We start from the raw sequence: 9,763 nt of genomic DNA, 5'->3' as shown, positions 1-9,763 counted from the left end.
GCGCGTCGGTGTCGAATAACACGGGCGGGGGGGGGGCGGGCGGGGGGGGCCCCGCGCCCCGGGGGCGCGGGCGCCCCCGGGGGGGGGCCCGGGGGCCCCATCCCCGGGGGCCCGGTCCCCCCCCCCCGCCCCTCCCCCCCCGCCGAGCGGGGTCTCACCCGGCCGGGAGCCTTGTCTCCCGGCCGGGTGAGACCCGCTTTCTTTTTTCTTTGTTCCGGAGCCCTTCTTCAGGGGGCGTACTCACTCCCGGGCACGCACCCGTACCCGGCGAGTGCCCGCCCGGCCGCGGCGGCGGGCAACGGGCCGCCGGTCAGGGCCACTTCCCGCAGCAGCGGAACAGCCCGGTCGGCGAACGGCCTGCCGCCGGTGCCGAATCCGAGCCGCGCCAGGACGTCCACGCCGAACGCCTGCCGCAGCGGGTCCCCGTCCGCCGTCCACGCGGCCGCCGCCCGGAACGTCTCCTCGTCGCCCCGCAGCCACAGGGCGCTGACCGCCACCAGCCAGTTGTCCAGGTCCGGGTCCCGGTCGCGCAGCGCGCGCAGCGCGAGTTCCTCGCACGGGGCCCGCAGCCCCAGTCCGTCCTCCAGGAGTGTCGCGACGGCGCCGTGCCCCGTCTGCCGTTCCTGGCCGGCGAACGGCTCACCCTCCCGCCGCAGTTCCACGGTGACCGTCACCCCGCCGTCCACCGGTGCGCGGCGCACCACCGTCTCGTGGCCCTCGGCGCCGTACAGGGCGCCCAGGGCCTCGCGCATCTCGTGTTCCACGTCCAGGCTCAGCATCCGCCTGGCCTCGTCGAGGGCGGGGGAGAGCGCGCGTGCGCCGTGCCCGAGCAGGGTCCGGACGGTGCGGGAGGACCCCCGGCGGGCCGCGACCACCAGCGGAGGCTCACCGTGCGGGCCCGGCAGGTCGGGGTCGGCCCCGTGCGCGAGGAGGATCCCGGCGACCTCCGCCAGGCCGAGGTCGGACGCCCAGTGCAGCGCGGTGAAGCCGAACTCCTCGCGCAGATCCGGATCCGCCCCCGCGGCCAGCAGCGCCCCGGCGACCTCCGTGTGACCGCCGCACACCGCCCCGCACAGCGGCAGGTCGCCGGCATCGGGGCCGCTCGCCCGGTTCGGATCGGCCCCGGCCGCCAGCAGCATCCGCACCGTGCCCGGCAGATCCTGCACGGCCGCCAGATACAGCGCCGTCGTCCCCTCCTCGTCGCGCGACTCGGCGGACACGCCCGCGCGCAGCGCCCGCACGACGGCGTCGTCACCCTCGTACAGCGCGTCGAAGAGGCTCCTGGCAGCCTCGTCCGGACCGTTCGTCATACCCCGACCCTACGACCGGCCCCGCCGGAGCCCGCGGATCAGGTGTCGCACTCCAAAACCGTGCGGCACAGCCCGCACCTCGCCCGTGTCCTGCCCCGGACCGGAATACGGACGCGCTGGTGGCAGGTGGGGCAGGGGAACGACACCCGCAGCCCGCCCGCCCCGCCCTCGAAGGCGTACGGCACGGACCGGTCCCGGACGACGCCCGGATCCACCTCGGCGTCGCGGCGGTCCTTCGCGTACCGGCGCCTGCCCGCCCACCCCGCCGCCGTCAACGGCGGCCGCCGCAGGTCCCGCTGAGCCTCGGCCCGCCCCTCGGCGTACGCCGTGTACGCCTGCGGGCTGGTGAACCAGATCGAGGGATCCTCACCGAAGACCTGCGCCCGCTTGGCGAGCACGTACCCGAACTCCTCGGGCGTCAGGTAGCCGAGCTTCTGGCTGGACACGGCGTCCTGCCGGAAGGCGTCCAGCAGGAGCCAGCCCGCGCCGAGGTAGGCCGTCACCGTGTCGGTGAGGATCTCGTTGTCGCGGGTATCGGGAAGCTCCAGTCCGAGCCGGTGCAGCAGCACATGGGTGATCTCGTGCGCCAAGGCCGCCCCGATGTCCCTGCGGTGCGTGCGGAAACGGTCGTTGAGCTCGATGAAGTACTCGGGTCCCGCGGCGAGTTCGACGCTCGCCGCGTGCTCCATCCGCCGGAAGCCGACGACGATGCGGGCCTGCGGCAGGCGCAGGTGGCCCACGAGTGCGGCGGCCACCCGCTGGGCGCCCAGGTGCAGATCGTCCACGTCGGAGAAGGCCGCGTCCGCCGGGGCGAGGCTCGTGGCGTACGCGTGCACGCCCTCGGGGGAGACGCGCCGGTACAGCGCGGTGATCGCGGACCGGACCGCTGCCAGGTGCGGGAACCCGTGGACGACCCGCCCGTCGCCGTTTCTGCCGTCACTCATGTCCGGCCCTCCATCGACGAGCTCAACGGACCTTCACTGTAGGCCGGTGATGCGGGGGAGGGCGGTCCGGAGGCAGTGAGTGATCTTGGGGGCGAAGGCTGCGCACGCCCCGGCTGCCCCGGCGTGCACACCCTGGTGTCCACCTTCGCCTCCGCCGTCGCCCCGGCCGCCGCGACCCGCTGGCCCCCTCATCCCGAAGCAACGCCCCCGGGGGCGCCCGGCCTGACGGGCGCCCCCGGACCCAGCTCCACGAACAGGTCCCCGGCCCCTTCCAGCTCCAGCACCCCTCGTTCACACCCTCGCGGAGCGCCGGCCCCGGAATGTGCAAAGGCCGCCGCGGCCCCACCGACCAGTACCGGCCCAGACAGAAGCCGTTCACCCACACGAACCCACGGGTCCAGCCCGGCAGCTCCAGCCCCGCGACCGGCCCGGCGAGCGTGTCCTCCTACTCCGTGAGCACCCCCGCCCGCACCCCGTCCACATACACCACAGCCCGGTCCCGCAGCCCCGTGACACGCAGCGGATACGCCTGCCGCGGCCCCGGCACCACCCCCGGCCACGCACCCACCGTTACGTCTAAGCTCGTCGACCATGACCACGAGCAACACCGACGCGCACGTCACCGCCGAACTGAACCGGCTGCGCGAAAGCATCGACAACATCGACGCCGCAGTCGTCCACATGCTCGCCGAGCGCTTCAAGGCGACCCAGCAGGTGGGCCACCTCAAGGCCGAACACCACCTGCCGCCCGCCGACCCCGCTCGCGAAGCCCGCCAGATCACCCGGCTCAGGCAGCTCGCCGAAAACGCCCGACTCGACCCCGCCTTCGCCGAGAAGCTCCTGAACTTCATCGTCGCCGAGGTCATCCGCCACCACGAGCGCATCGCCGAGGAATCCGCGGGCCCCCAGGACTGACCCCTGGCCCCCGCCACGACGCGGACGCGCCCGCCGGCCCCGCCCCTGCCCCACACCCACGGGCAGACGCTCAGGCCCACCCGCCCGGCCGGAGCCCCGCCGAGCCACGACGCACCCACACCCGGCGTCCACAGACCCCCACACCCCACGCCGCCACCCGGCGTCAGCCCTGCGAGAACCCCACTGCACAGCCCGGCAGCCGTACGGCAGCATGGACGCCATGTCCGTACTGACGCGCAAAGAAGCGCAGACCCGCGCCCAGCTCCTCGACGTAGACCGGTACACGGTCGACCTCGACCTCACCACGGGCGAGGAGACCTTCGGCTCCCGGACCGTCATCCGGTTCACCGCCCACACCGCCGGAGACACCTTCTTCGAGATCAAGACGGAGACACTGCGCTCACTCAGCCTCGACGGACAACCGCTGGACCCCGAACGCCTCGACGGCAACCGCTACCCCCTGGACCGCCTCACCCCCGGCCCCCACGAACTCACCGTCGACGCCACCATGCGCTACTCCCGCACCGGCGAAGGCATGCACCGCTTCACCGACCCCGCCGACGGCGAGACCTACGTCTACACCCAGCTCTTCCTCGACGACGTCCAGCGCGTCCTCCCCGCATTCGACCAGCCCGACCTCAAATCCGTCTTCGACATCACCGTCACCGCACCCCCCACCTGGACCGTCCTCGGCAACGGAACCACCACCCAGGCCACCGAAGGCCGCTGGACCATCGCCCCCACCCCACCCATCTCCACCTACCTCGTCGCCGTCGCCGCCGGCCCCTGGCACTCGGTCACCACCACCCACGCAGGCCTTCCCTTCGGCATCCACTGCCGCCGCTCCCTCGCCCCCCACCTCGACGCCGACGCCGACGAAATCCTCGGCATCACCCGCGACTGCTACGACCGCTTCCACGAGAAGTTCGACGAGCCCTACCCCTTCGACTCCTACGACCAGGCCTTCGTCCCCGAATTCAACGCCGGCGCCATGGAGAACCCGGGACTCGTCACCTTCCGCGACGAATACATCTACCGCTCCGCCGTCACCGACACCGAGCGCCAGTCCCGCGCCACGACCATCGCCCACGAGATGGCCCACATGTGGTTCGGCGACCTCGTCACCCTCACCTGGTGGGACGACATCTGGCTCAACGAGTCCTTCGCCGAATACATGGGCTACCAGACCCTCACCGAAGCCACCCGCTTCAGTGACACCTGGACCGCGTTCGGTGTCTCCCGCAAGGGCTGGGGCTACGACGCCGACCAACGCCCCACCACCCACCCCGTCGCCCCCGACCCCGAAGCGGTCCCCGACACCGCCTCCGCCCTCCTCAACTTCGACGGCATCTCCTACGCCAAGGGCGCCTCCGCACTACGCCAGCTCGTCGCCTGGCTCGGCGAAAAGGACTTCCTCGCCGGAATCAACGCCCACTTCGCCCGGCACAAGTTCGCCAACGCCACCCTCGCCGACTTCATCGACAACCTCGCCACCGCCACCGACCGCGACGTCCACACCTGGGCCGCCGCCTGGCTCCGCACCACAGGCGCCGACACACTCAGCGCCCACGTCGAAAACACCGGCCACAGCTGGAACCTCACCGTCGACCACGGCGGCAACCGCCCCCACCGCATCACCGTCGGCGCCTACGACCACAGCCTCGACACCCAGACCGGCACCGAACAGCTCATCCTGCGCGACCGCTTCGAACTCGACATCCCCCAGGACGACACCCCCGCCACCCAGCCCGGCACCCGCCCCGACCTCGTCGTCCTCAACGACAACGACCTCACCTACGCCAAGATCCGCCTCGACCCCGACTCCTGGAACACCGCCCTCACCCACCTCTCCGGCATCCCCGACGCCCTTACCCGCGCCCTCATCTGGAACACCGCCCGCGACATGGTCCGCGACGGCGAACTCCACCCCACCTCCTACCTCACCGCCGCCCGCACCCACCTCCCCCACGAAACCGACCTCGCCCTCGTCCACGGCGTACTCGACTTCGCCTCCACCCACATCGCCGGCCGCTACCTCCCACCCGAAGACCGCCACACCGCCCTCACCACCCTCACCTCCCTCTGCCGCGACCTCCTGCGCCGCACCGAAGGCCTCACCCTCAAGGACTGGGAACACGGCCACGACACCACCCGCCCCGACAACCCCCACCCCGGACTCCGCCTCACCGCCGTACGCCACTTCATCGACGCCGCCACCCAGCCAGACACCATCCAGGACTGGCTCGGCGAAGGCACCGTCCCCGGCGGACCCGAACTCGACCCCGAACTCCGCTGGCGCATCCTCACCCGCCTCGCCGTCCTCGGCGCCGTCGACGAAACCGCCATCGCCCGCGAACTCGACACCGACCCCAGCGCCACCGGCCAGGAAGGCGCCGCCCGCTGCCGCGCCGCCCTGCCCACCCCCGAAGCCAAAGCCGCCGCCTGGCACGCCATGTTCACCGACGACACCCTGTCCAACTACCTCTTCACCGCCACCGCCCAAGGGTTCTGGCAACCCGAACAGCACGAACTCACCCGTGACTACATCGCCCGCTACTACCCCGACGCCACCGCACTCGCCACCCGCCGGGGCCCCGCCATCGCCGAAGCCGCCGGACGCCACGCCTTCCCCGCCCACGCCGTCGACGCCCACAGCCTCACACTCGGCACCGACGCCCTGAACGACCCCGCACTCACCCCCGCACTACGCCGCAAACTCACCGACCAGCTCGACGACCTCCGCCGCGCACTCGCCGTACGCAACGCCCACTGACCCACGGCACCCGCCGTACCCCGCACCACCGTGCCCGGCCCCTCACCCGAAGGGCCGGGCACACCCATGCGAACAGCGAACCCCCATACCAGCCCCACACCCCCCACCTCACCCACACCGGACAGCAGTACCCCTTTCGGGTTCAGATCGTTGGGCTCTTCGGCCGCCCCTCCGCAAACCGGACAGGCTGACACCACCGCCCGCACACCCGAAGGACCACACCACCCATGCCCACCCCACCCCTCGCCGGAGGCACCGCCGGCCCCACCCACCTGCGCCCCCTCCTCGACACCGTCCTCACCGCACTCCACGAAGGCGCCACCCGCCGCAACGGCCCCCTCCCCGCAGGCGGCCCCGACCACGTCACCCAACGCCTCAACCACAGCACCGGCCCCCTCATCCCCGACCAAGGAACCGGCCCCCACCACGCCCTGCGCACCCTCGTCACCGCACTCGCAGAAGGCGCCGCCGACCCCGCACACCCCCACTGCGCCGCCCACCTCCACACCCCACCCCTCGCACTCGCCGCCGCAGCCGACCTCGCCGCCTCCGCCCTCAACCCCTCCATGGACTCCTGGGACCAGGCACCCGCCGCCTCCGCCCTCGAAACTGCCCTCACCACCGCACTCGCCGCCGAGATCTACCCCCACACCCCCCACCCCGACGCCCTCATCACCACCGGCGGCACCGAAGCCAACCAACTCGCCCTCCTCCTCGCCCGCGAACGCCACGGCCCCGTCCGCGCCATCTGCGGCGCCAACGCCCACCACAGCATCACCCGCGCCGCCTGGCTCCTCGGCCTCCCCGAACCCGTCATCCTCCCCACCCCCACCGGCACCATCGACCCCACCACACTCCACAACGCCCTCACCCGACTCCAAGGCCCCCTCCTCGTCACCGCCACCGCAGGCACCACCGACACCGGCCAGATCGACCCCCTCACCGACATCGCCGACCTCACCACCACCCACGGCGCCGAACTCCACATCGACGCCGCCTACGGCGGCCCCCTCCTCTTCAGCCCCACCCACCGCCACACCCTCAAAAGCCTCCACCGCGCCCACAGCGTCACCCTCGACCTCCACAAACTCGGCTGGCAACCCGCATCAGCCGGCATCCTCGCCGTCCCCCACCACCACGACCTCCACCCCCTCCACCACCACGCCCCCTACCTCAACGCCGACGACGACACCGACGCAGGCATCCCCGACCTCCTCGGCCGCTCCCTGCGCACCACACGCCGCCCCGACGTCCTCAAGATCGCCGTCACCCTCCAGGCACTCGGCCGCGACGGACTCGCCGACCTCATCGACCGCACCATCGCCACCGCACACCACCTCGCCGACCTCATCGACCAGCACCCCGCACTCGACCTCTACGACCGCCCCACCATCAGCACCGTCCTCTTCCGTCCCACCCACACCGACGACGCCACCGTCGCCACCATCCGCCGCAGCCTCCTTGACCAAGGCCACGCCGTACTCGGCCGCGCCCGCACCCACAACGGCCTCTGGCTCAAAGCCACCCTCCTCAACCCCCACACCACCCCCACCGACCTCCAACGCCTCCTCGACCACGTCACCCACGCCCACGTCACCCACGCCCACGTCACCCACGCCCACGTCACCCACGCCCACGTCACCCACGCCCAGACCGGCGCCACCAAGGAAGGCAGCACACCCCGATGACCGACCGGACCACCCCCCAAGGCGACCGGCCCCACGACCTCATCGGCATCGGCCTGGGCCCCTTCAACCTCTCCCTCGCCGCCCTCGCCCACGGCATCACCACCACCCACGGCCGACCCCTCACCACCGCCTTCTACGAACAACGCCCCGCCTTCCACTGGCACCCCGGCCTCCTCATCGACGGCGCCACCCTCCAAGTCCCCTTCCTCGCCGACCTCACCACCCTCGCCGACCCCACCAGCCCCTGGACCTTCCTCAACTACCTCCGCACCCGCGACCGCCTCTACCCCTTCTACTTCGCCGAGCAATTCCACATCCACCGCGCCGAATACGACGCCTACTGCCGATGGGTCAGCGAACAACTCCCCACCATCCACTTCAACCACCAGGTCGACTCCATCCGCTGGAACACCGACCACTCCCACTACGAAGTCGACTACACCCACCTCGGCCCCGACGGCGAACCCCGAACACACGGCCACACCCACACCCGCCACATCGCCCTCGGCGTCGGCACCGCACCCTTCATCCCCGAACCCCTGCGTCCCCTCGCAGAAGCCCCCGGCGTCCCAGTCATCCACTCCGCCGACTACCTCCACCACCGCGAACAACTCCTCGAAGCCGACCACATCACCGTCATCGGCTCCGGCCAGTCAGGCGCCGAAATCTTCCTCGACCTCCTCCGCGCCCGCCCCCAAGGAGTCGAAAGAATCCACTGGCTCGCCCGCACCCAGGCCTTCGCCCCCATGGAGTACTCAAAACTCGGCCTCGAACACTTCACCCCCGACTACACCCACTACTTCCACGCGCTTCCCGAACACGTACGCGACACCCTCGTCCCCCAGCAATGGCAACTCCACAAAGGCATCGACACCGACACCATCGCCGCCATCCACCACGAGCTCTACCGACGCACCCTCCACGGCGGCTGGCCCGACGCCACCCTCACCCCCGGCGTCAGCGTCCGCACCGCAGGCCGCATCTCCGGCAGCGGAAACCGCATCGAACTCCACCTCGAACACACCCAACAAGCCACCCGAAGCCGCCTCACCACCGACGCCGTCGTCCTCGCCACCGGCTACCGCGAACGCCCCCTCGACACCCTCCTCACCGGCATCGCCCCCCACATCCGCCGCGACACCCAAGGACGCCCCCGCATCCATACCGACTTCCGCCTCGACCTCGCCCCCGCACTCACCGGCAACATCTACGTCCAGAACGCCGAACGCCACACCCACGGAGTCGGCGCCCCCGACCTCGGCCTCGCCGCCTGGCGCAGCGCCACCATCCTCAACAACGTCACCGGCACCACCCCCTACCCCCTACCGCAGCGCACCGCCTTCACCACCTTCGGCCTCACCCCCCAGACCGCCCCCGCCGTCCCCGGCCAAGGCAGCCCGCTCACCCCTCTCGTGCAAGGGCAGTGACAAGACAGTGACGGCCGCATCAGCGAGGCCCACCCGGACCCTCCCGCTCCGGGACGGGCGAAGGTTCACCACAAGCCGTCACGGATATGCCGCGTGATCGTTGAGCAAGCATGATCAACATGAGGAAGCTCGCAACACTGTTCGCAGCCGGCGCCCTGTCCCTGATCTCCGCCGCCCCCGCGAACGCCGCAGTCGACAGCCAGTGCGGGCAGTACATCTGCGTGATGACGGCCCACCACAACAGGTTCGTACAGGACATCACCGTCCAGACCAGGGACGGAAACTCCGGCACACTGCGCGCCTACTGGGGAGAATTCCGCTCCGGAAGGGTCGCAGCCGCGAGCCACCGCTGGGCGGTGGGCTACGAACAGGCGGACGCCAGGCTCGTGTGCGGCGGCCTGGAACGCGATGGCCGAGTCATCGAGGACGGCATCTGCGTCACCATCTGAGCGACCCCGCCTGCCCCGTGGCCACCACACCGACGGGCAGGCGGGCCACACCCCCTCACCTGCGACCAGCCCGGTGCGCCCCAGAGCCGACGCCACGCACGCATCCAGCATCACCCGCAGACGCCCCGGAACGCACGAGGTCCCCGCCGGCGAACCGACGGGAACCCGGGTCTTCGAATTTGATGGGGGTGCGGCGGTGACGGGCGGGCTCGCCGGTCACGCTGTGTGAGGTAGCTCGGGTGGTGGTACCCCGGACG

7 protein-coding genes and 1 pseudogene are annotated in these 9,763 nt (G+C 71.6%); 5 read left to right on the top strand and 3 right to left on the bottom strand.

What is annotated here, in order from left to right; all coding sequences use genetic code 11:
- Positions 1-227: 227 nt before the first annotated feature.
- The 3 genes and pseudogenes from ACFU5K_RS29930 to ACFU5K_RS29920 all read right to left on the bottom strand — a co-directional run.
- The gene (locus tag ACFU5K_RS29930) at positions 228-1,310 is read right to left on the bottom strand and encodes an ankyrin repeat domain-containing protein (protein WP_384067251.1); all 1,083 of its coding nucleotides are present in this window, start codon (positions 1,308-1,310) and stop codon (positions 228-230) included.
- Positions 1,311-1,348: 38 nt separating this feature from the next.
- Entirely contained in the window at positions 1,349-2,254 is a 906-nt protein-coding gene (locus ACFU5K_RS29925; protein ID WP_384067248.1) for a hypothetical protein, read from the bottom strand.
- Between the two features lie 188 nt (positions 2,255-2,442).
- Positions 2,443-2,801 (bottom strand): annotated as a pseudogene (locus ACFU5K_RS29920) (beta-galactosidase); the annotation flags it as partial.
- A 44-nt stretch (positions 2,802-2,845) separates the two neighbouring features.
- Between ACFU5K_RS29920 and ACFU5K_RS29915 the strand changes: the two are divergent.
- The 5 genes from ACFU5K_RS29915 to ACFU5K_RS29895 all read left to right on the top strand — a co-directional run bounded on the left by ACFU5K_RS29915 (position 2,846) and on the right by ACFU5K_RS29895 (position 9,506).
- A complete protein-coding gene (locus ACFU5K_RS29915; RefSeq protein ID WP_384067245.1) occupies positions 2,846-3,169 on the top strand; it encodes a chorismate mutase in 324 nt (107 codons plus the stop codon).
- Between the two features lie 220 nt (positions 3,170-3,389).
- Positions 3,390-5,942, top strand: coding sequence for an aminopeptidase N (pepN, locus tag ACFU5K_RS29910; RefSeq protein WP_384067242.1), 2,553 nt, complete (start codon positions 3,390-3,392; stop codon positions 5,940-5,942).
- Positions 5,943-6,169: 227 nt separating this feature from the next.
- Positions 6,170-7,630 (top strand): pyridoxal phosphate-dependent decarboxylase family protein, encoded by a 1,461-nt coding sequence (locus ACFU5K_RS29905; protein ID WP_384067239.1) that lies wholly within the window; start codon positions 6,170-6,172, stop codon positions 7,628-7,630.
- Positions 7,627-9,057, top strand: coding sequence for a lysine N(6)-hydroxylase/L-ornithine N(5)-oxygenase family protein (locus ACFU5K_RS29900; protein WP_384067236.1), 1,431 nt, complete (start codon positions 7,627-7,629; stop codon positions 9,055-9,057). The genes ACFU5K_RS29905 and ACFU5K_RS29900 overlap by 4 nt, the downstream gene beginning before the upstream one ends.
- A 119-nt stretch (positions 9,058-9,176) precedes the next feature.
- On the top strand, positions 9,177-9,506 hold the full coding sequence (locus ACFU5K_RS29895; RefSeq protein WP_384067233.1) for a hypothetical protein: 330 nt from the start codon (positions 9,177-9,179) through the stop codon (positions 9,504-9,506).
- Positions 9,507-9,763: the final 257 nt, after the last annotated feature.

It is taken from the genome of Streptomyces sp. NPDC057428, from assembly GCF_042803195.1.
Lineage (GTDB): Bacteria > Actinomycetota > Actinomycetes > Streptomycetales > Streptomycetaceae > Streptomyces.
The sequence above is the reverse complement of the archived record's forward strand: the minus strand, read 5'-3'. Positions and strand labels throughout refer to the sequence as shown.